This is a genomic window from Synechococcus lacustris str. Tous (assembly GCF_003011125.1).
GTDB classification, from domain to species: domain Bacteria; phylum Cyanobacteriota; class Cyanobacteriia; order PCC-6307; family Cyanobiaceae; genus Synechococcus_D; species Synechococcus_D lacustris.
Window position 1 is genome coordinate 1 of the sequence record NZ_PXVC01000286.1, and the last position, 656, is coordinate 656.

General features: G+C 32.5%; 2 protein-coding genes. Both read right to left on the minus strand.

Annotated elements, in window-relative coordinates:
• Positions 1 to 96: 96 nt before the first annotated feature.
• On the minus strand, positions 97 to 348 hold the full coding sequence (locus C7K08_RS15920; protein ID WP_133165351.1) for a hypothetical protein: 252 nt from the start codon (positions 346 to 348) through the stop codon (positions 97 to 99).
• Positions 329 to 656 (minus strand): hypothetical protein (locus C7K08_RS15805; protein ID WP_206603902.1); only part of this gene is annotated, 328 nt, incomplete at its 5' end. The genes C7K08_RS15805 and C7K08_RS15920, both read right to left, overlap by 20 nt.

The window sequence follows — 656 nt, forward strand, 5'->3', positions numbered from 1 at the left end:
AACCTGAAAAGACTGAAAAGACATACTGATGTCTTTGAAACCTTGACTGACTCGCTCTAGAGGCATTGAATATTATGAATCTATATTATTTATTCACTAAAATTCAGTTAATGGAATTGGTTCGGTTCCATACTCCCAATCATCATAATCATCATCATTTCGAATTTTTTCGTGAAGTTCTTTTTGAACTACAAAATCGTGTTTTTTGGGTGTGAGATCATCATTTGAGATTTCACGAAGCATCTTTTGTTTTTTAATCTTCTCTTCCCAACCATACTCACTAGAGAGATATGATGTTCCCCATTGGTCTTTCATATAATTTGAGTCCTTATCTACTTTTTTGGTCATTGATTTGTTTCTGATTTGGTAAATCAGAACTTTTTACGGGGTTGCTATCCCGAATTTCTTTGATTTCATACATAAAATCGTCAGATGTTTCAATTTTACGAAGATTTTCAACAGAATATTCAGTCATATCGATTTCATACCCAGGATTTTTGGTAATTCTATTGCGTATCCAAGCATCATCGTACCATAAAATCTTGTTATTTGGATATGCATAGAAGTTTCCATTATCCATTTTAAAGAAATGAGCACATTTATGTTCTGGTGTCTCACTAAAGTTTGTATTTAAAGTAGATTTTGATTCCCAGGAC